The 20614-nt window shown below is 39.1% G+C and carries 25 protein-coding genes; 3 read left to right on the top strand and 22 right to left on the bottom strand.

The features are described 5' to 3' along the window. Nucleotides 1-93: 93 nt before the first annotated feature. The 8 genes from fliD to ACKX14_RS05935 form a co-directional block, all read right to left on the bottom strand. Nucleotides 94-861 carry a flagellar filament capping protein FliD gene (fliD, locus tag ACKX14_RS05970; protein WP_422445643.1) on the bottom strand — a complete coding sequence of 256 codons (768 nt, stop codon included), beginning with the start codon at nt 859-861 and terminating at the stop codon, nt 94-96. Nucleotides 862-940: 79 nt separating this feature from the next. Next, entirely contained in the window at nt 941-1210 is a 270-nt protein-coding gene (locus ACKX14_RS05965; protein WP_422445641.1) for a flagellar cap protein FliD N-terminal domain-containing protein, read from the bottom strand. Between the two features lie 716 nt (nt 1211-1926). Beyond that, nucleotides 1927-2724: a BtpA/SgcQ family protein gene (locus ACKX14_RS05960; RefSeq protein ID WP_422445639.1), complete on the bottom strand. Its 798-nt coding sequence runs from the start codon at nt 2722-2724 to the stop codon at nt 1927-1929. A 5-nt stretch (nt 2725-2729) separates the two neighbouring features. Continuing rightward, on the bottom strand, nt 2730-3461 hold the full coding sequence (locus ACKX14_RS05955; RefSeq protein ID WP_422445637.1) for an amidohydrolase family protein: 732 nt from the start codon (nt 3459-3461) through the stop codon (nt 2730-2732). A 60-nt stretch (nt 3462-3521) separates the two neighbouring features. Beyond that, a complete protein-coding gene (locus ACKX14_RS05950; RefSeq protein ID WP_422445635.1) occupies nt 3522-4346 on the bottom strand; it encodes a PTS system mannose/fructose/sorbose family transporter subunit IID in 825 nt (274 codons plus the stop codon). 18 nt (nt 4347-4364) lie between these two features. Further along, nucleotides 4365-5117, bottom strand: a complete 753-nt coding sequence (locus ACKX14_RS05945; protein ID WP_422445633.1) for a PTS mannose/fructose/sorbose/N-acetylgalactosamine transporter subunit IIC — start codon at nt 5115-5117, stop codon at nt 4365-4367. Between the two features lie 15 nt (nt 5118-5132). After that, on the bottom strand, nt 5133-5609 hold the full coding sequence (locus ACKX14_RS05940) for a PTS sugar transporter subunit IIB (RefSeq protein ID WP_422445632.1): 477 nt from the start codon (nt 5607-5609) through the stop codon (nt 5133-5135). Between the two features lie 16 nt (nt 5610-5625). After that, entirely contained in the window at nt 5626-6051 is a 426-nt protein-coding gene (locus ACKX14_RS05935; RefSeq protein ID WP_422445630.1) for a PTS sugar transporter subunit IIA, read from the bottom strand. A gap of 422 nt (nt 6052-6473) precedes the next feature. On the opposite strand from ACKX14_RS05935, the gene ACKX14_RS05930 reads away from it, so the two are divergent. Continuing rightward, nucleotides 6474-6878, top strand: coding sequence for a helix-turn-helix domain-containing protein (locus ACKX14_RS05930; RefSeq protein ID WP_422445628.1), 405 nt, complete (start codon nt 6474-6476; stop codon nt 6876-6878). Between the two features lie 158 nt (nt 6879-7036). Beyond that, nucleotides 7037-7453, top strand: coding sequence for a VanZ family protein (locus tag ACKX14_RS05925; protein WP_422445626.1), 417 nt, complete (start codon nt 7037-7039; stop codon nt 7451-7453). Here ACKX14_RS05925 and ACKX14_RS05920 read toward each other — a convergent pair. The 10 genes from ACKX14_RS05920 to ACKX14_RS05875 all read right to left on the bottom strand — a co-directional run bounded on the left by ACKX14_RS05920 (nt 7450) and on the right by ACKX14_RS05875 (nt 14422). Further along, nucleotides 7450-7581, bottom strand: a complete 132-nt coding sequence (locus tag ACKX14_RS05920) for a hypothetical protein (protein ID WP_422445624.1) — start codon at nt 7579-7581, stop codon at nt 7450-7452. The two genes, ACKX14_RS05925 and ACKX14_RS05920, sit on opposite strands and share 4 nt — an antisense overlap. A gap of 27 nt (nt 7582-7608) precedes the next feature. After that, complete coding sequence (locus ACKX14_RS05915; protein WP_422445622.1) at nt 7609-8595, bottom strand: DUF3445 domain-containing protein; 987 nt, start codon at nt 8593-8595, stop codon at nt 7609-7611. Between the two features lie 25 nt (nt 8596-8620). Continuing rightward, nucleotides 8621-9514: a hypothetical protein gene (locus ACKX14_RS05910; RefSeq protein WP_422445620.1), complete on the bottom strand. Its 894-nt coding sequence runs from the start codon at nt 9512-9514 to the stop codon at nt 8621-8623. Nucleotides 9515-9533: 19 nt separating this feature from the next. Beyond that, nucleotides 9534-9683 carry a DegT/DnrJ/EryC1/StrS family aminotransferase gene (locus tag ACKX14_RS05905; protein ID WP_422445618.1) on the bottom strand — a complete coding sequence of 50 codons (150 nt, stop codon included), beginning with the start codon at nt 9681-9683 and terminating at the stop codon, nt 9534-9536. Then, a complete protein-coding gene (locus ACKX14_RS05900; protein ID WP_422445616.1) occupies nt 9650-9889 on the bottom strand; it encodes a DegT/DnrJ/EryC1/StrS family aminotransferase in 240 nt (79 codons plus the stop codon). The genes ACKX14_RS05905 and ACKX14_RS05900 overlap by 34 nt, the downstream gene beginning before the upstream one ends. 9 nt (nt 9890-9898) lie before the next feature. Then, entirely contained in the window at nt 9899-10639 is a 741-nt protein-coding gene (locus tag ACKX14_RS05895) for a hypothetical protein (RefSeq protein ID WP_422445614.1), read from the bottom strand. 22 nt (nt 10640-10661) lie between these two features. Continuing rightward, complete coding sequence (locus ACKX14_RS05890) at nt 10662-11078, bottom strand: protein-export chaperone SecB (protein WP_422445612.1); 417 nt, start codon at nt 11076-11078, stop codon at nt 10662-10664. A 13-nt stretch (nt 11079-11091) separates the two neighbouring features. After that, nucleotides 11092-11751 (bottom strand): hypothetical protein, encoded by a 660-nt coding sequence (locus tag ACKX14_RS05885; protein ID WP_422445610.1) that lies wholly within the window; start codon nt 11749-11751, stop codon nt 11092-11094. Between the two features lie 456 nt (nt 11752-12207). Further along, on the bottom strand, nt 12208-13104 hold the full coding sequence (locus ACKX14_RS05880) for a DUF4435 domain-containing protein (protein ID WP_422445608.1): 897 nt from the start codon (nt 13102-13104) through the stop codon (nt 12208-12210). Next, nucleotides 13097-14422 (bottom strand): AAA family ATPase, encoded by a 1326-nt coding sequence (locus ACKX14_RS05875; protein ID WP_422445606.1) that lies wholly within the window; start codon nt 14420-14422, stop codon nt 13097-13099. The genes ACKX14_RS05880 and ACKX14_RS05875 overlap by 8 nt, the downstream gene beginning before the upstream one ends. A gap of 509 nt (nt 14423-14931) precedes the next feature. Between ACKX14_RS05875 and ACKX14_RS05870 the strand changes: the two genes are divergently transcribed. Beyond that, nucleotides 14932-15594: a hypothetical protein gene (locus tag ACKX14_RS05870; RefSeq protein WP_422445604.1), complete on the top strand. Its 663-nt coding sequence runs from the start codon at nt 14932-14934 to the stop codon at nt 15592-15594. Between the two features lie 715 nt (nt 15595-16309). On the opposite strand, the gene ACKX14_RS05865 is transcribed toward ACKX14_RS05870, so the two are convergent. The 4 genes from ACKX14_RS05865 to ACKX14_RS05850 are packed head-to-tail and all read right to left on the bottom strand — an operon-like array spanning nt 16310 to nt 20567. Next, entirely contained in the window at nt 16310-17428 is a 1119-nt protein-coding gene (locus tag ACKX14_RS05865) for a DegT/DnrJ/EryC1/StrS family aminotransferase (protein ID WP_422445602.1), read from the bottom strand. 27 nt (nt 17429-17455) lie between these two features. Further along, nucleotides 17456-19300: a polysaccharide biosynthesis protein gene (locus tag ACKX14_RS05860; protein WP_422445600.1), complete on the bottom strand. Its 1845-nt coding sequence runs from the start codon at nt 19298-19300 to the stop codon at nt 17456-17458. 21 nt (nt 19301-19321) lie between these two features. Next, a complete protein-coding gene (locus tag ACKX14_RS05855) occupies nt 19322-19960 on the bottom strand; it encodes an acetyltransferase (protein ID WP_422445598.1) in 639 nt (212 codons plus the stop codon). Continuing rightward, entirely contained in the window at nt 19944-20567 is a 624-nt protein-coding gene (locus ACKX14_RS05850; RefSeq protein ID WP_422445596.1) for a sugar transferase, read from the bottom strand. Before ACKX14_RS05850 ends, ACKX14_RS05855 begins: the two co-directional genes overlap by 17 nt. Nucleotides 20568-20614: the final 47 nt, after the last annotated feature.

Raw genomic sequence — 20614 nt, 5'->3', positions numbered from 1 at the left:
GGCAAGCCCATTAACATTTACGATATTGCATCTCATTTTTTCAATTTCGCTACCTGTAAACTTTTTAAAGATAACAGGACGCCACTGGCTCGTCTAAACAAAGCGGTCGAACAGCTGCCCCGGCGGCAACAACAAAGACAATAGACTGGAAGTGTTTAACACGCCGAAGAGAGTATAAATGGGAAAATAATTCCTTCTGTCCAGGGGCAAGAGATTAGCAAAGGTATTTAAGGGGCTGGTGGCGATCTGCTGAGCTTTCAGACCAGCTATAACGGCTAAGCCATTCGAGCCACTAAAGGCAGTTTCCACCAAACCTAAGTTATTCTGGATGGCACTGGTAAGAAGGTTTTGGTTGATCGTTAGGGTGCCCGCGGGGTTTTGAGTAATGCCGATAGCAGCCAGGTTAGCAGCCCGGTAAGTATAGCTTTGCTTTAACCCGGTAAGCAATAGGGGATTAATATACTGAGCGTTTTGGGAGGCAAAGGTTATCAAGTTGCTATAAGCAGCGACGAAATTGTTAATGGCGTTACTTATCGCCTGGGTGTCCGGGGTGACACTAATCGCTGCACTGGCCACGGGCCCTAAAAGGTTTAAGCTCACTTTCCGGTTGTCCAGGTACACGGTATTGTTTTCGGAAGTGTAGGGCACCCCGTTAATCGTATAGCTAGCGTTGGCAGCGGCTACGGCAACTGTGTTAGCCCCTGTATAAACGACGGCGTTGCCAGTTACGTCGGTTAAGGTGAAGGCGTTACTGGTGCCGGTATTTTTGGCTTGTATGACCAGCCGGCTGGTACCGGCGGTAGAATCGGTGGCTACGCTGGCTGCTACCGGGGCTCCGGAGGCGTTTATGGCCTTGGCCATATTGTTAAGTACGGTCTGGTTAGTATCCCCTGCGTTAACCGTAAAGGATATGGTGTAAGTTTTACCGCCTGCCTGGAGATTAAATGTATAGCTGCCTGCTGCCAGACCGACAACTGCAGTGCGTCAGGGCCGTACCGAGGTTTTGCTGGGCGGTGGCGATTCGGTCTATGGTGATGGTATAGGTGGCCAGGGTGGCTCCCGGCGTAGCCTGGGCTGTAACGGAATTAGGAGCGGACGAAGCAGCGGCCCTTTGCAGGAAAACGTTGTTCCTGGTACTCAGTTGCAGGGGTTGAGAAGCCTCCCAAAGCTGCCGGGCATAGTTACCCAAGGTGGTTAAGGTAGTAGCCAATATTGACGGCTGCTGGCGAGCCCAGTTATTTAGCCATAAAGCTCTTTGAGCGATATCCAACGGAGTTACAGGTTGGTAACGGTTAGAGCCCAAGGAAGGAGTTAAAAGGTAATTAGCCAACCCAAAATTGGAGTACCAGTAAGTATTGTATAGAGGAGCTGTCATGGCATTCATCTCCTTGTAAGATATATTTAGACATAAAAGGCTATACAAACCCGCTTGGAAGAACAAGCTAAAAACCGCATGAAAGACAAATTAGAGGTTATCCCCCAGGGATAGGGAGTATTAATGGGTTTTTGTTCCGTTATTGGGCAGGTCCATCTTGTCCGCAGGGCTTTTGCTTCGGATTATGTTCTAGCATACCATTTAGTTTATGTTAAAATATTCAACATGTGTTTAATAATTCCTGCATAAGTTAATTATGGAATTTTTTTATTTAATTGAGCCTATAGTAACTCTGGCGGGCCGACCTCTTTTATTTTCTAGGGGGTTTTGCTTTTCCTTCAAAAGCTTAAAAAGGGCTTCTATTGCCTCAGCTTCTCAGGCAAAACCTATGTTGCTCAGGTCTTCGCTTTCTTAATTGCATTTGACGAAAAAAGCCGCGCTAATCGCGCGGCTGAGTTTATTTACTGCTTCAAGAACCTGTCGAGATCGCTCAGCGACTCTATATCAAAAATGCGGTCCGCTCCAGCATGGCACCTTTTAAGTCTGTGTGGCTACCAGATTTTATTTATTTCTTCAACCAGCATTCTGACCCTCGCCGGGTCTACCGGTCTCTTTACTATGCCATCCTCTTTTATATACGAACCGACGATGACACCGTCCGCATATTCCATCAATTCACCTGCATTTTCGACGGTTACCCCGCTTCCGACTAGCAGGGGAACATCAGGGATCTGATTTTTTGCGGACCTGACATCTTCCGCAGAAGGGTTCCGTCCCGTTTCCGCCCCTGTTATTATTATAGCATTAGCCCCTGCTGAAACTGCCTCTTTTAAATCCATTGAAAAGTCCTGGGCAGCCAGAGGATACGTATGCTTTACATTTATATCCGCAAAAACCAGGGTTTCCGCCTTAAGTTTTGCCCGGTAGCGCATGAGCTGCGGCGCCTGGGCGAAGGTCACTCCAAAAGGTCCAATCCTGCTTTCCACAAACGCCTCTACTCTTATGAATTCCGCCCCGCATACATAGGATATCGCCATTTCCTCTCTGGCACAGTTGAACTGAAAATTGACACCAAGGGGTATGGATGCTTCACGTTTTAGTTCCGCCACAATGGCGGTCATAGAAAGCAGTGTTTCCAGCGGATTTTCTGCAGTATAGGGTAAATCGGAAAAATTTTCTATTATCGCTCCGTGGGCCCCGCCGGCCTCCAGAGCTTTTAAGTCTTTCAGGGCGCTTTCGTAAACCTGCCTCAGATTGCCGTCAAACCCTGCAGAACCCGGCAGCGGTTTAAGATGGACCATCCCAATAACAACTTTTCTCTGCGGAAATAAGTCATGGAAGTTTTTCAAATTTATCACTCCTCCAGCCGCCAGAGTTTTCTGGCATTTTCATAGAATATTGCTCTTCTTTTATCCTCGGTCAGGTTCAGGCATTTAAACTTTTCCATTTCACTGCCGATATACTTATATGGCCAGTCGGAACCAAAAATAATCCTTTCGGGCCCCAGGTCCTGAAGTGCCTTTTCCAGCACCGGTATTTCATGCTGGCCGGAAGTTTCGACGTATACGTTGGGCAGGCGCTTTGCACATTCGACACATCCGTAGCCGAAATCATAATATCCTATGTGTGCAAAAACAAAGGTCGCATTCGGATGTTTTTCGGCCACCGCTGCCCACTGCTGCGGCAGGCTCAGCGAAGCGGTGCCCGTATGAGTCAGGATGGGGACTTTATACGGCTCGATGGCATCTATCACATCATGTAATTGAAGGCAGTTATCCGGGTAATAGCCGTGCTTCCATGAGTGAAATTTTATCCCCTTCATCTTTAAATCCTTCAGGCACCGGTGAACCTCTTCAATGGCCTGCGGGTCCCTGGGGTTTATGTAACCATAGCCCACAATGCGATCGGGATATTTCCCCATGGCCTCTGCCACTGCATCGTTTTGCTCTTTCATGCTGACACCAGCCAGCACCGAAAGACCAGCTTTCTGTATTCCGAAATAATTCATGGCTGCAATAAGGTCATCTACAGAAAATTTCTTCCCGCGGCTGGTGGTGCCCAGATGCACATGAAAGTCGAAAATCATTTTTCCACCTTCCTTCCCGATGTTTTTTGCTGTACGGGCCCGGCAACCGGCCCCTCCAAGTCAAGCCAGTATTTTCAGATAAACCCCTATAACTCCAATCAACATAAGTAAAAGCATCAGCGTTACCGGAGACATCCTTTTTCTTGTCATAAGATAATACATAAATAATGTGATGCCCAGAGGAAGAATACCGGGAATCAGGCCATCCAGCGTCTCCTGCAGCTTTATCACCGTATCGCCGGCCTTGTATGCAACAACTGTTTTTACATTGACCACCTGGGGGATAAAACCGCCGATTACAACCAGAGCCGCCACTCCCGCCAGTTCCGTCAACCGGGCTATGAGGCCTGACTCCTGCAGATCAGCCACCATCCGGACCCCATGCTCATACCCTTTAAATACACCGTAATAACGAACTCCCAGGGTAATAATGGTCATTCCGATTAAAAATATGATGGGACCGACAATACTGCCCTTCATTGCCAGAGCTGCTGCAAAACCGGCCAGTATGGGCCGGGCCGTGCCGTTTATTAAACTGTCCCCAAGCGCAGCCAGAGGGCCCATCAATGCGGTTTTTACAGCGTTTATGCTCTCGGGATCAATATCTTTCTTTGTGGCATATCGTTCCTCCATAGCCGCCGCAATTCCTATAGGAATGGCCGATACCATGGGCTGTGTCAAAAAAAGCTCCATATGGCGTTTTAAAACCTCGGCCCGCTCCCGCTGTGTTTTGTAATACTTTCGTATAACGGGAATCATGGCATTTGCAAAACCCATGGCCTGATGGCGCTCAAAATTCAGGGCACTGCGGATAAAAATCTGCCTGAAGAAAATATTCCACAGTTCCTTTTTATTCAGTCTTTCAGTCGTCTGTCCCTCGCCCATATACAATCCCTCCGCTCATTACATTTCAGAGCCTTCCGTGTAATTTTTCTTTCCCGCAAAATGAGAGTGCAAAGCCGCGGCGGTAACAGCCAGCAGGCCTATGCCCAGAATGTTTATTTTTAAATACGCCGACGCTATAAAACCTATCACAAAGTAGGGCCATAGATAAAGAGCCTTAATCGACTTGAGCAGGAGGGCAAACCCCACCGCTCCGATCATTCCACCACCTGCCGCCAGCCCCTGAATCACTTTATCGGGAATCATATCGATATAAGGTTTAACATAGGTAGGGCCGTAATACACCGCCAGAAAGGCGGGCAAACCGTAAAAGATGAAATTCATTAATAAAGGCAGCGTATTCATCAATGTCAGGCCTTTTAGATTCCCTTCGGCAGCATATTTATCCCCGCGATGCAGGAAAAATACATTGACAACGGTGTATTGCAAGGTGGTCACAACCTGCCCGATCAACGCCACAGGTAGAGCCGTAGCCACGGCAATATCGGCGCCCTTACCGGTCAGTATGGCGAAGGCTGTGGCAATGGCCGAACTCAGCGTCGGGTCCGGCGGCACAGCCGTCCCCACAAAAACCACAGCCAGGAACATAAGTTCCACAGTCGCCCCGACCAGCAGGCCCGTTTTAACGTCTCCGAGGATCAATCCCACCACCGGGCCCGTTATTATTGGCCGGGTCGTCTGAAATTGAAAGGTCTGTTCGTCAATAAGGCCCCAGGTCACCCACAATGCCACCAGCAATGCCTTCAAAAACATGCAACCTGCCTCCTTCTATTTTATCAGTGAAAAAAGTGGAATCGGCCTGTCATTCGGTACGACTCTCACCTCCAGTTCTATACCTAAGGAATTTATTTTTTTAAAATGTGCAATATCATCCTCCCCCACCCAGATAGACTTATAAATATTCTTTTTCTTCGGGTCCATACTGAGATTGCCGACATTTACGTATTTGACCGCAATTCCTTTTTCAATGAGAGTAAGGGCCTGCATGGCACCTTTCACCAGGACCAGCGCCCTGCCCGAATTTCCAGGGTCTTTCAAGTACGAAGCCGCCTCCTCCACACCAAATATTTTTAAGTTCATATTAGGCGGCGTAGCCATTTTCAACATCATCTTCTGCAGGTCGTCTTTTACCGTTCTATCGTCAGCCACCACAATGGTATCGACCCCCAGATCCGAAATCCATGCAGAGGTGATCTGACCGTGAATAAGCCGGTCATCAATCCTCACCAACCGGATATCGACCAAAGAACCTTCCCTCCATTCAAGCAAGCCTGGACTCATCCGGAAGCAAATCGGAAAAAAACTTTACACCGGATGTTACCACTGCCTTTACAGCTTCGCCCAGCTCTGTTAAATTTTTTATGTTTTTGAACGTACACGCTTCAATAACCATCGGCAGATTCATTCCTGTCACAATGTCTACAGGAGTCTTAAACCCTTTATCGGTCACCAGGCTGACGCATGAATTAAACGGGGTCCCCCCGAACAGATCGGCGAAAATCAGGACACCCCGCCCATCATTTATTTTTGATATGGCCCGGCTGACCCTGTCCCGAAAAAATTCCATCCCTTCGCCCGGATATAGCCCCACAGCCTCTACTCCATCCTGCGGTCCCATTATCATCTCCACCGTTTTCAAAAGCTCCTGTGCCAGATTTCCGTGCGATACCAGAAGAACGCCCGGCACGATTTCACCTCCTACAAATGCTCCTTTTTCACCCTTTACCTGTCTTTTTAGCCCAGATTTGCGGCAAGAATATCGCACCAGCACATCATAAATTAAACAACCATAAAAACCAGTTTCATAAAATTTACAATCATTGCAGGAAATGATAAAATGATTTTGTAGCAGTGTGTTGAAAACTAATATGATTCTTTGATCTTTTGTTAAATTAACAAAAATTAATTTTTTTGTATCCTCCTTTCTTTTTAGTCGAATTAAAATAAAAAACCCAAAATGTTCCTTATGGGAACATCGCTAATTATATTATAGTGTCTTTTGGGAACATTGTCAAGAATTATTTTACATATTTGTGATGCCTAGAAACATAAAATGCATAGCATTAAAACACGTAATACTGAGCAATCGTATACATATCGGGGGTTCAAATGAAAATGAATTTTGGAGAAAAATTAAAGAAGCTAAGAAATGAGCGAAAAATGACCCAAAAAGAATTGGCTGAAAGGATAGGAGTGAGCCGTGCCACCATAGCCGGATATGAAACCAAAGGAAAGGAACCGCCATATTCTACTTTAATAAAGCTGGCTGAAGTGTTGAATTGTAGTATAGATTATTTACTGGAAAATTCTGTTAATATTAAAAATGAAAATAATATTAACACCGATAACCAAAATCTAAATCATTATTACACTGTAATATCTCGACGCAAGGATCTTCAACAGCTTCTCAAAGAAACTGAAAAATTAAGTCCTGACTCCGTCCATCGGATTATTAAAATAATAGAAATTATAAATGAAGAAGTAAAGGAAAGAGATAAAAACGATTCTTTCTAAAATTGAAAAGGATACAAAATGCCTATAATTGATATCATGCTAAATTATCAATCGGACATGAAAAAGCCGCGCTTTTTGCGCGGCTGATTTATTTTAATTTAAAGAATTTATGATTACAAAGTCGAATTTTCTGTTAAAATATATACGGGTGAATGATTTTGAAAATAAGATGGTTTAAATGGCTGACGGTAATCATCTGGTGTATTATAATTTTTTGGTTTACGGCGTCTCCCATGGCTACCGGAGATAACACCGCTAAAATTATTGCCGAAAATACAAGCCTGCCTTACAATGGGGTAGAAATGGTTAACGTCATAATCCGCAAGTACGCCCATCTTATGGTCTTCGGTATACTGGCTCTCCTTTTCCGGCGTGCGATAAACCCCGCCCGCCATGCATATTTTCTGGCATGGGGTTTTACCAGACTTTACGCCCTATCCGATGAATGGCATCAGGCTTTCGTTCCGGGCAGAAGCGCATCCATACGGGATGTGATTCTGGATTCAGCCGGAGCATTGATGTTCCTGGCAATCCATTATTTTAGAAAACAGACAGCTAAAACTTCTAACGGTTAAACCCGGCCAATGGCATTCCCTGCTCCCTCATACCCGAACTTCTCTATACCTTCCCTCACCTTTTCTACCACGTAGTCTATTTTTTCATCGGAGAGGTTGTTGTGAAAGGGGAGGGACCGGCGTCCCATTGGCAATATCGGCAGGGGCATCAGTTTTTAATTCAGATACTTTCTCGCATCTTCTATGCTGTTTATATTAAAAATATCCTCTACCATTTTTTCGATTTTCTGGGTGTCTTTTGATTTATCGATGATTTCTATAATATCATCTGGAATATTTGAAAGCTTCTTTTTAAGCAGCTTTACAGCCAGCTCCCTGGTTTTCTTCTCTATACCTTTCTCTATCCCTTTTTCTATCCCTTGTTCCATCCCCTCTTTTTTGCTCTTTTCTTCTACCTCTTTTAATTCTTGCTCGGTATAAATTTTAAGCTTGGTCTGCTTCAGAGTCTTTATCACATATTCCTGAACTTCTTCGTTTACCATGTCTTCATACATTTTATACACCTCCACCGCCTTTATTATGTTTTTCCTGAAGGCTGCTTCCAGGAGTCTCTTTTTCTCTGATAGATTTTTTTCATTTTGGATGGTTTGAAAGTATTTTTTCAGTGCTTCCTGAAAATATTCATTGTCGCTCAGTAGCATTAGAGCGAAGTTTTCTTCGACATTTCTTATTTCGCTCTGGACTATTATCTGTACAGGAGTCCATTCGCCTTTTATATAGTATATACCTTCCACGGGTTTTTGTATTTGTTTGTCGTGTTTTTTCAGGTATGATATGAGTTTCTCGGGATATCTGTTGCATACAAAGCTGAGGGTCATTTCTTCTATGTTTATGTCGTTTGTTTCTTTTTTGGTTTTTCCATCTGCGTTCATTGTGGATTTGTACAGGTATGTGTAGCTTAATCCTTTAAAGTAGTCGTCGATGGATATGTAATCTGTGGGGGATTTATATTCTATGATGTTGTATTTTTTGAATATTCTTCCAACCTGCTTTTTTATCTGATGGCTGTCCAGGTTTTTTATGATGATTACGTCTATGCGCAAGGGTTCTTTTGATAAGTATTCTTCCTGTATTATTTTTAGGTTTTCGTCTTTGAACAGCTCTTTTATTGCAGCGTAAAAATCGCTATGCCAGTCGTTCATGTTTCATTCTCCCGTTTTTATTATATTATTTTGGTTGTCCGGTATCAATTGATTTTATTGGTCTTCTAAATTTTCTATATTCTTCTTCATATCTTTTTCGCATGTAATCAGTTATAATGCCACCATTATCATCAGGATACCCAATGAATCTATCTAACAACATATCAATGGTATTGTCAGGATCATGAAACAAAATACCGAATTTGCCGCATAATTCTGGTTCTCTCGTTGTTTCCGTATAAATAGTGCGCAAAAAAATATCCCATTCCCCTAACCGGGTTGATTCCAGTAAAATATTATCTTCCGATGCCGGTAAGAAATTCAGCTCTCCATTTAAATTTTTATTAAAAACGGTAATATCAGAAATTAGATAAAGTACTGAAATGCTGAAGTTAGATAAAAAATCTCTGAACGTAACACCTTTTGGCAGAACAAAAAAATCTATCCTTGCATTATCACGATTATCAATTTCCACGATATAATCAAAAGCATTTATCTGGACATCAGGTACTCCATTCATTTCCATCTGTCCTGGAATATAGAAACTGCATATAGGAAATAAAAAAATATTTCTTTGATTAATTGTGCCTGTATGCCTGTAACACCAAACTTTGTCATTGTTATGTTTAAAATTTATTACGGGTGGTTTTATGTTTTCTCCTCTTTCATCATAAAAGCCATGCCATGAGATTGAATTAATTAACCCTTCACAAAACTTTCTTCCAAATTTGGTTTGTATACATGCCAGTTCGAAGAATAATTTGCTTTTTGCATCAATGATTATATCTACTTCCCCTTTGTTTGTATTATACCTCTTAGGGGTCTGGTTTAACTTTATACGAATTAAACATTTATTGTTTTTTACAATTTTTATAAACCTATATTCTTTAGCCCTTTTCACGTTATGCACCTGATTCAATTACAAAATGTTACCTCCCTCACCCCCCGAACTTCCCTATCCCTTCCCTCACTTTTTCCACCACGTAGTTTATTTCTTCATCGGAGAGGTTGTTGTGAAAGGGGAGGGAGATTGTGGAGGAGGCGACACGCTCCGTCACTGGGAAATCGCCGGGTTTGTAGCCGAACATTTCTCTGTAAAAAGGCTGTGGATGGGAGTAAAATAAGGCCGGCAGCCGATGCCGCTGTCCAGCAAATGCTTCATGACTCTGTTCCTGTCTATGTGATGATCGAGCTGTATTACATATACAGTTTCCGCAACAAGCGCCCGCTTCCGTATAAACTCATCGAGCCTTTCCAGCTGGACCAGACCCAGAGCAGCGTGGAGTTCGCTCATTTTCCACGATCATAAATTCCTTGTTTTGACGAACATTTTCAATAACATATTCAAACTGTCACCATTTAATATTTCAATAAAATCAAACCCTTTGTTTCTCAGAATTTCATTACAACTTTCAATGTTTTTTCTTAATGTAGCCAGATAAAATAAAATAATATCATTTTCCCTTTTATTTAATTTAATTAATTTCATGAGTTCCAACTTTTCCTCAGCATTTCTGGAAAATGAATATTTGTTACTTGGAGGATTGTGGATAAATGTCATTAAATCTAATTTACACTCTATTATTTCAGCAGAAAGTATCTCATTTGAATTATATGAGTAAAATACAACGTCGAAATCTTTTTCCGAATGTAATTTATTTTCTATATTAATTTTGCAGTTCCTTTTTTTTATAACATTATCAGCCACTATATTAAAAGGGCCAATTTTATAAATTATATAATCCAGTAATTCTCCCTTTTTGATTTTATTATTATTAAGATATTCATTGAAAAGACTATAAAAATATTTAACTTCAGCCCTCTTTATAGAATTATCTGCCAAAACTATTTGAGCCAATTTCAATTTTATTTTTTCTGCATCATAATACTGGTTATTTGGATTATGTTTTTTACATGTAATTAATACATCTCCAACAAAATAAAAAAAATCAGGCTTAGATATTAAAAAATTGCCTAATTTACAAATAATAGAATCTCTGCAAGATTGTTCATTAAATTCCTGTCCGTTAAATTCCCAGTACATTTGACCCCATCCAAACATAAATTTAATAAACTTTATACAGACCAATATTAAGAGGGGGTAAACCCATTCTAGCTGTAATTGAACTAATTATTTCACGTCCATATGGCCATGCATTAAGAGGAACATTTCTCTTTACGAACTCGTTCAAAACACTATCCTCGCATTCTTCTTTATAATTATAAATCAATAAAAAAGATACATTGATGTTAAAAACCATTTTTTGATTTTTTTCTTCAATTACATTTACATCAAATATAGCTTCAGCATACAGTCTATTTTTTTCCTTCTTTTTAAGATTAAACTCAGGGTTAAAGTTCACTTTTGCTCGTTCAAATTTTTCTTCTAATATATCAACATTTATCTCACAATTTAACTTACAAAGTATTATACGATTCAATTCAATACATTTAACAAGCTCATTATATTTTTCTTTATCCAAAAAAAGCACCCCTTTATGCAGCATAGGGAATATTTGGATAATCACTTCTATTATTTTTTTCATTATTAATATAAATCGTTTCCTCATATGTTATTTCTTGACTTGAGGCAAGTTTCTCTATATATTTTTTTAAAATAAAAAGACTATCTTCAATCCAATCAATCATCTCATTGAGAATATCATAATCCATCTTCATTTTATAATATATGTTATATTCTTTCTTCATCAGTCTAATTATTTTTGATAATTTTTCCATTGAATATTCGTTCAACACCATTAAAAGCGTTTCAAGATTTTTCTCGTAAAATGCATCAAAATCAAATTTATCTTTAAAAGATTTTATTCTCGCTAGCAAATATTCATTATTAACCTCCGCACATTTTTTCATTATATAGCTTTCCAGCCGATTCAATTCTTTCAGCAAAAAACTATAAAATTCACGAACGATAAAATAATACACCGGTTTTCCTTCATAGTATTCTATTCCAGTATTATATTTCTCAAGGCATTTCGAATAAATTTCAACCACCGGATCACTGCTATATTCTTTTTCAAATATATTGTTCATACTATCATCTCCTATAATATATACAATTCTCCAACAACCAAAATAATCCTTCAAAGATGCTAAATTTATTTCCATATTACCATAATTCCCCTCTCTTGTCATCACTAAAATTATTTCTCTTTTATAATAATTTATACTTTTCGAAGGGGAATTATGATAATAATCAGGCAGAGTTGATTTTACCCGCCTGGAATTGAAGGTTTTGTCTTGATGAGATCAAGGTAATGCCAAAAATTCAATACCTCGCTATGGCAATCGATCAACTCCAATTTTTTGTGTAAAATTCTCTCTGGCTAGAATAAGGTGATAAAAGTTTAAAAGTTTAACTTATCGAAACCACTTTTTCTCTTCATTTTTTCGAGTTTTCTTTTTGCCATTTAAAGTATTCGTCCATATCCAAGTATTTTATCAGAAGTCCATTTTTCGTCCTGTTTCATAATCAATGCCCCAATTAGAATTGAGCTATATCTCATCCCTCCAGTTAGCTTTTTTGTTGGCAATTTTTAATTCTAACCAGAGGGATAGGGGTGGCTCAACCCCTTTTTACATTATTATATGGACTTAACTGGCAATCATAGGAGGACTTGTATATTCTTCAGCAGGAAATATATTAAACGACATATTATTTCTTGCCCATTCTAGTAAAGAATTATATAAAGTTGTTTCTTTAAAATAATTAATATTATATGCTAATCTAAAACTACCTTCTAATCCCCCACTAGTAAGACTTTTTATATTATAACCTCCAATTTTATATTTTAAGACTAAATATAATAAATAAATCAAATCGTGGCCACAACAAATATCATACGGATTATAATTTTTTGCTAGTAATTCATCTAAGCTTTTTCTTATTTCTTCCACCGGTTTTGTTATATTCTTAGAGTTATTCAAAATATAATTAATAAGTTTATCTATATCTAAAGTAAAATTATCTTTATTTATTATATCATCATATTTTATATATTCAAAATTAAGCCAAATATCATTTAATAATGAATAAAATCTCAAGCATCCAATGATTATTCCATTTTTTATTATAATGTTTTTTAAATCTGTAACTGTTTTAACAACAAAATTAGTTAACTTATTTTCATCAACATATTCTTTTAATACATCATCAAAAGCTCGCGATTTAAACATCATATTTTCTATATCATGATCATCTGTTTTATAAAGATTTTTTATGTTGTTAAAATTATTCATTAACCCGTCAAAGTCTTTATCTACTATTCCAACTATACCTTTAAAATTGACTTTATTAGCTATTTTAACAGCTTCTATTACATTATTTTTATTATCTGCAACAATAATTTTACATTTTTCATTATCAACAAACTTACTATAAAATCTTTTATCAGTAATTCCCTCAACTATTATGTAACACATCTTCTTAAATAATGGTCGATACATTAATATTACTGAAAACACTCTCTTTCCATCTACTAGATCACGCATCAAAATTATCCCCCAATCCCACAGCTATATCCCATCTGCCATTAATAATATCAGGAGAATGTGTTGCTATTAACATTTTGATGCCAATCAATTTAGAAATTTTAATCATATCGTCAAGAAACTCATGCTGCCAAGCAATATGTAATGATATTTCAGGTTCATCGATTAATATTATTGAATTAGGTTTTGATTTGAACAAAAGTTCATAAATAAGTACCAATTCATTCTGCTCACCAGATGAAAGTTTTTCGGCTGTTAAATATTTATTATCTGGTAATTCAAAAATAAATCCACCTTTTTCTATATCAATTTTCATTGTTTTATTTAAAAATCTTTTATTTATTATACTTGTCATTAAATTTATCTTTTTTTCAACATCATTGAAAAAATTTAATTTATTTTGTGTATCTTTAATATATAAAGAAAGAACTTTTATTGTATGTTCATCAATTTCACCAGTAGGCTCCACATTTACATCGTTACCTGGTTTCAAAAGACCTACTTCGATTAAATCTTTTCTTTTATTTTCTAACTTAACTAATTCTTTGTTTATTTCTTCTTTTGATAAAATCATATCTTTGTTTTTAGACGTCATAATTTGTATTAATCTTCTAGGAAATGTTCTATCTAACTCCTGCGTATAAGCGCTTGATTGCGCTAATTTATTTTCAATTATCTTAACTAATTCTTTCGAGTAAGTTAAAACAGCAGGCAAAATAACATTTTCTTTCCTATAATAATCATATACATTATCTGTAATTACTTCCGGTTTAAATAATCTATTCGCTTCAATGAAATGTACAGATATTTCTTTTCTTATTTCAGATAAAACATCATATAATTCTTTATTTATAAAGAATAAATCCGAATATGTATCAATTATTTCATCATAACTCAATCTTTGATTAGTCCTAATATCAATCCAAAATCTCGGTCCTACTCTTTTCAAATATGGTATATATTCGCTAATAACACTCACAGGTATATGAAAATCATTAATATTTTCTTTTTGATATTTATTTAATTCATTTTCGAATACATGATCATTTATTTTGTAAATCATATTATTTCGCTCATTATTTTGTTTTATTACTTCTATATAGAAATTATTGTCAAATAATATCTTAAACCTTTTAAATAAAATAAAATTGATTTCAGTTATATTCCCATTTATTATATCTTTAATTAATTTTAAAATGGTTGTTTTACCATATCCATTTGGCCCATATATTATGGTAATACCTTCATCATTATAAAATGGAATTTTATAACTATACAAATCATATAAACCATCAACTTCAATTTCTAAAATATTCATAAAACACATCTCCTATTATTTTATTAGTAGATTTTCGGAAACTCAGTTTCCTTCATTCTCAAGCCCTCTCAAGAGGGCTATTATTTTTTTACCTCCACTTAATTCTCCGTTGCCAAAATAGCTGATAATTATTGATTTCAAGAGATTTTATGAATATATATGTGTTATTCATGAATATCCGCTTGTAATCATACTTGACTTTTTCGGATCGCCCCCATAATTGAAGTGGATGGTATTTTTTACCATTACTTCTAATATATGAGGGTGATATTTTTATGCTTATCAAATGTTCTTCTCATCTGGAGTTTCAACTGTTTTTACGGCAGAGGATTCCTCTGTTATGGGCTCTGGAGCAAGATAGGCTTAGGTCTTTCTCCAGGTCTTTGTCAAAGGGTTGGTTTTTGAATCTGGACCCTGCTGTTCCTTTGTTGTACAAATGTTTTTCTTCTTCTATGGGCCGGCCTGTTTTGTATGATCCTGTGTGTATTTTAAGGTCTTTGGTGTTGATGTTGGATCTTGGGTATCATAGTGTTACTAAGTGGGTTGAAGTTCTTCGCTCGGATGATATTTTGGCTGTTTTGTCCGGCTTTGAGCCTCATAATACGCCCGGTGTGGGGACGTTTTATGATTTTTTTGATAGGCTCTGGCTTGAGGATAGGAAGACCAGGATTGAAAGAAGGTTTAAGTTAAGGTCTCCTATTAAAAAGCCTAAAAAGAAGCTCAAAGCAGGTTCTAAGCAGCCTGTTAAACATCCGGGGGTTGTAGGTAAGTTGTGTAAAAGGTTTATGGATGGTAGAGTGCCTTTCCCCCTGCGGGCTGAAAGGTTAATTCAGGAGATTTTTGCCCGCTGTTTTGTGGATGTTTCTGTCCATATGGGCCTGATCCCGGATCCTTTGAACCTTGTTTTGTCGGGTGATGGTTCTTCTTTGAGGACGGGATCCAGCCCACATGGTGTTAAGGTTTGTGATTGTAAGCGTCGTTTTTCGGATCCTGAGGCTTCTTGGGGCTTTGTGAGTTTTGGGGTATTGAGCCTTTTATTGATCTTAATTCTAAGGGCAAGGGCAATTTTAAGGATTTGCCTTCGATCAACGTTAATGAGTATGGTATTCCTATTTGCCCCAAAGGTTATGCTATGTGTTTTTGTGGTTTTAAAAAAAGGCGCAGTCGTTTGAAGTGGCGCTGTCCTTTGAAAGCTGGCAGTAGACGTTTGAGAAAAAGTATTTTTTGTGATTGCCCTTGTTCTGATTCTTTCTATGGGCGTACGGTTTATACTAAGCCTCAGGATGATTTAAGGCTTTTTACCAGAACTCCCAGGGATTCTAAGGCTTGGCGTAAGGTTTATGCTATGCGGTCTTCTTCGGAACGTTCGTTTAGATTTTCATTATCTATCAAGTTTTCATATTCTTTCAAACAGTTAAGCCCATTTTGTTTTTCTCCATTTAAAAAATATGAATGAATAAGATTTGAATATGCAATATGTATTAATTTCTTATTCAAGGATTTTTTGGCCAAATCGGCACTTTTTCTATAAAAGTAACATGCATCATAATAATTCCTTTGCGCAAATCTTATGCGGCCATATTGATTATATACGGATGCCTTTACTGCATAAGATTCATCTTTAAAGGGACTATTCAGAGCATTAGTAAGGCATTGAACCCCTTATCCAGATCACCTTAAAATTTGCGATCTATGTGATACTTAGCTTTAAGAAGATCGTATCTGTAGCTTTCAACAAAATCTATCAAAAAAAAAACGGCTTTTTATGAAATAAATCATCCCTCTGCCAGGTCCGCCCTAGGGACAGGTTTTTTTCCAATTCGTTCAAAACTCTCTCGGCAAAAAGAATAGGTCCCTTGACTGACTTATACGCATAAAATTATTTCCTCACCCCCCGAATTTCTCTATCCCTTCCCTCACTTTTTCCACCACGTAGTTTATTTCTTCATCGGAGAGGTTGTTGTGAAAGGGGAGGGAGATTGTGGAGGAGGCGACACGCTCCGTCACTGGGAAATCGCCGGGTTTGTAGCCGAACATTTCTCTGTAAAAAGGCTGCAGGTGGATGGGAGTAAAATAAGGCCGGCAGCCGATGCCGCTGTCCAGTAAATGCTTCATGACTCTATTCCTGTCTATGTGATGATCGAGCTGTATCACATATACAAACCAGCTCATTCTGGTGACCTTTTTATCTATATAAGGCACCCTTACCCCTTCAACGTCTTTGAACTTCTGATTGTATTTTTCCGCCACCACAGCCCGCTTTCGTATAAACTCATCGAGCCTTTCCAGCTGGACAAGCCCCAGGGCGGCATGAAGTTCGCTCATCCTGTAATTGTAACCCAGCCTCTCATGCTCCAGCCACAGTCCCGTCACAGCCCTGCCCTGGCTTCTATAACTCCTGCACAAATTCGCCACTTCATCGTCATTGGTAACAATCATCCCGCCTTCGGCGGTGGTCATCTGTTTGTTCGGATAAAAGGCGAACACCGACCCATCCGCCATGCTTCCCGCTTTTATGCCGTCGTATTCGGAACCCACGGCTTCGCAGGAATCTTCTATCAACTTCAATCCGTATTTTTGGGCGATTTTTCGCAATGCCATGATATCCACAGGCTGTCCAAAAGCGTCCACGGCCAGAATTGCTCTTGTCTTCTCCGTTACTTTCGATTCTATCTGACCTATGTCCATATTTAATGTCAGCGGGTCTATATCTACAAAAACAGGCCTTGCTCTTTCAAACAAAATGCAGTTGGATGATGCAATAAAGCTAAACGGAGTAGTTATGACCTCATCTCCTTCGGCTATATTAAAAGACTTAATAAGAAGATGAAGACCGCTGGTACCGCTGTTTACTCCGATAGCGTGTTTGACTCCTATGTAACTTGCAAATTCTTTTTCAAATTCTTCTATTTTGGGCCCAATGCTCAAAATGCCGCTCCTTAAAACTTCCGCTACCGCATCTATCTCCCTTTCCGATATATCGGGTCTTGCAAGTGGAATTTTCATCAGCACAGCCTCCCATGCGCATCTCTATCATGCATTAGATTTTATCTTTTTTTCACTTTTTACGTATGTGGGAACCAGCTTTTTTATGACACTTTCCAGATCACCGCCGGAACCGAACAATACTTCATTCAGGTTTTTAATTTCTCTTTCAAAGGTACTTACATCTGTAAAAGTTGGCTTAGCTATAAATATCTTTTTATATTTCGTTGCGGTAACGCCTTCTTCATTTAACAGTATCTCTTCAAAAAGTTTTTCGCCGGGCCTCAATCCGATAAACTCTATTTTTATGTCAACATCTGGCTCGAGTCCTGACAGGCGGATCATATCCCGCGCAAGATCGACTATCTTTACGGGCTCCCCCATATCCAGAACAAAAATTTCTCCACCTCTGGCCAGGGCCCCGGCCTGAATAACCAGTTGTACAGCTTCTGGAATGGTCATAAAATACCTGGTTACATCGGGATGGGTTACCGTAACGGGCCCTCCCTCTTCTATCTGTCGTTTAAAGAGCGGGACAACACTTCCCCGACTTCCAAGGACATTGCCGAATCTCACCGCCGCAAAAATAGTCTCACTTTTCATGGACATCATTTGAATGACTATTTCCGCGATCCGCTTGGAAGCCCCCATGATGTTGGTGGGGTTGACGGCCTTATCCGTAGAAATTAAAATAAATCTTTCCACATTATATTTATCTGAAACTTCCGCCACATTTAGGGTTCCGAAGACATTGTTCTTAATAGCCTCTGTAGCATTTAGCTCCATCAGCGGTACATGTTTATGGGCCGCCGCATGAAAAACAACCTGCGGTCTGTATTTTTCACATATGTATTCCAATCTCCCCCTATCTCTGATGCTGCCAATTAACGCAGTATATTTTAGATTCGGAAACAGAGTTTTTAAATCAAACTCCAGGTCATACACATTGTTCTCGTTTATATCGAAAATCAAAAGCTCTCTCGGCCCAAAACCGGCTATTTGCCTGCAAAGCTCCGATCCTATAGAACCTCCTCCGCCGGTTACCAGCACCACTTTATCCTTTATATAGCCCGAAATCTCCTCAAGGTTTACCTTTACCGGTTCTCTGCCCAGCAGGTCTTCTATTTTCACATCCCTCAGTCTTTTTACGCTAACCTTGCCATCAAGAAGTTCATACACGCCCGGTAAAATCTTTAATTTGCACCCGGTATTTCTGCAAATATTAATAATCTCTTTTATCTCCCGCCGGTCAATAGACGGCATGGCTATAACAATTTCATGGATGTTTTTTTTCAAAACAACCTCCGGAATTTGCTTGCGGCCACCTTCAACTCTTATCCCATGAATCCTTAAGCCATGCTTGTTTCTATCATCGTCTATGATGGCCACGGGTTTCATTTTGAGTTCCGGATGCCTGATAAACTCTCCTATCACCATGGACCCGGCTTCCCCGGCCCCGATAACAAGAACGTTTTTATATCCTTCTATCTTTCTAAATCCCGGAGCCAGGCTGTTATAAGTCCTGAAAATAAATCGAATACCGCCGGTCAAAACAGTTAATAGCAGCCAGTATAATATGTAAATACTTCTTGGATATGTATTTCCTATCATAAAGGTGTAACCCAGAACAGCAAGGGTTCCAAAAGACGTAGCCATCACTATCGAAATCAATTCGTTAATACTGGCATATCGCCAGATACGGTCGTATAAATTAAAGATGAAAAAACTCGTTATTGTTATGAGGGTGACCATCACAAAAGTTTCTCGAAACTGTGTGGCGTATTGTGGCGGTATTTTATTGTCAAATCTAAGAACATAAGAGTAGAACAACGAAATATTGATTATGCAGATATCTAAAATGATAATTAATATCTTTCGAAAAATGTTTTTCACATATCCCACTTCCTGAAATAATTAACTATTTGTAATTTTTAATGATTTTACCGGTACACCTGCCACTTTAGAATATGACGGTATATCTTTTATGACTACCCCTCCCGCTCCAACTATAACCCAACTGCCTATAGTAACATTATTAATAACCGAACTCCCTATTCCAAGAAAAGTCCCTTCTCCTATAGACACATTCCCTGCCATATGCACCCCCGGCGCAATATGGACATAGTCTCCAATTTTACAATCATGATCAACTGTAGCCCCCGTATTTACAATAGCATGCCTGCCTATTTCTGTTTCTGGTTGGATTACAGCTCCGGCAAAAACCACAGTGCCTTCACCTAATTTTACGCTGGGGTGAACATATGAATGGGGGTGTATCACGGTTATCCATTCACAGTACGCATTCAGTCGTTCCGCAATATTTTTTCTTGCAGAATTATCTCCTATGGCTATCACGGCTTTTTTGATTTTCTTTTGCCCTATCAACTCCAAAGGGCCTATTACAGGGATTCCTAAAATTTCCTTACCCCACTTTTTTTCATCATCATCAAAAACAGCATTCACCGGCATACCGGCTTCTACGATAGCAGATATTACAACTTTAGCGTGTCCACCTGCTCCCACTATCGCTATTCCATCATCCTTTAAAATCATGTATTCCACTTCCCCTAAATTTCGGCATAGTAGCATAACCTTTCGCAGAAATCCCTTCTCTATGTAGCACTTTAACAATGGTGAGCCACAAAATTTTTAAATCCAACCACAGATTCCAATTATCCACATACCATACATCAAGTTTGAATTTCTCTTCCCATGTTATGGCGTTCCGGCCATTAATTTGCGCCCAGCCGGTAATGCCGGGTTTTACTTCATGGCGGCGGGCCTGTTCGGGCGTATATAGGGGCAAGTACTCCGGTAAAAGAGGTCTCGGCCCTACCAAGCTCATATCTCCTTTAATAACGTTCCATAATTCGGGAAGTTCATCCAGACTGTAATGTCTTAAAAAATTCCCCAGAGGGGTTAAACGCTTCTCATCGGGGAGTAAATTCCCACGTTCATCTTTCACATCCGTCATGGTCCTGAATTTATACATGGTAAACAGCTTTCCATTCAATCCCGGCCTCGCTTGTTTAAAAATTATCGGCGGCCCCATTGTAAGCCATATTAAAACAGCAATTACAAGCATCAACGGAGATAATAAAAATAGACCAATCAATGCTGCAGAAAAATCAAATATTCTTTTTAATATATATTTTGCCAATTCTCTATCCCCCCTTAGGGTTGAAAGCCACATCAATATAATCAAAA

It is taken from the genome of Thermorhabdus hydrogeniformans, from assembly GCF_049310025.1.
Taxonomy (GTDB): Bacteria; Bacillota; Thermosediminibacteria; order Thermosediminibacterales; family Tepidanaerobacteraceae; genus JBJYKD01.
The sequence above is the reverse complement of the archived record's forward strand: the minus strand, read 5'-3'. Positions and strand labels throughout refer to the sequence as shown.